Source organism: Neisseria sp. HMSC068C04 (assembly GCF_001810105.1).
GTDB classification, from domain to species: Bacteria; Pseudomonadota; Gammaproteobacteria; order Burkholderiales; family Neisseriaceae; genus Neisseria; species Neisseria flavescens_B.
Genome location: NZ_KV799914.1, coordinates 1 through 674, shown reverse-complemented (window position 1 = coordinate 674; position 674 = coordinate 1). Strand labels below are relative to the sequence as shown.

1 protein-coding gene is annotated in these 674 nt (G+C 36.6%); it reads left to right on the top strand.

The window, feature by feature from the left end; all coding sequences use genetic code 11:
- Positions 1-674: IgG-binding virulence factor TspB family protein (locus tag HMPREF2700_RS02185; RefSeq protein ID WP_283129664.1), on the top strand; the 674-nt coding region annotated here is incomplete at both ends.

Here is a 674-nt window from a genome sequence, read left to right as displayed (position 1 = left end):
CGGGGAAAAAGGAATTTTGCAAAGGTCTCAAGCTGTTCCTTATGTTGGTGCTGCTTCATTTGCCTATGATGCTTATCAGGTTGTTAAATCAACATTGGAATCTGAAGGCTATGAATATAGTCAAGAACAAGGCGAATTTATAAAAGGTTATTCAGACGCTTTATGTTTAAAAGACCGTGCTGTTAATTCGTGTGTAGGTATTGATTCATCAATTATTAAAGCAAAAAACAAAGGAGGCCAAAGTGAAAAAGACGCCGAAGAATTGATGAAAATGCTTGTCGAAAAAGACTTTCAAAAAACATCAAAAATAATTATAGAAGATAGATATAAAGGTTCTTATTTCCAATTTTGTTTTTTTATTGGTTCAGGTGTTTCATGTCAAATTTCTAATGGTACGCGCTTTTGGTATGGTTCAAAAAATGGATTTCATACTGAAACTTTGACAGAAGAAAAATTCCTTGAAATCGCTACCCCATCTATTGATGGAAACCCAACGCCATTTGTAGAAGGTACGGGTAAACCTGAATATAAAGAAAATATTAAAGTCCCTGCCGGTACGGTCGTAACCATTGGCCCTGTCACTCCTGAAAACGGCAAACCGGTGCAAATTAGCATTACTTTCGGCCAAGATTCAAACGGTAATACAACCGCTGAAGTTGCTACAACTCAACGTC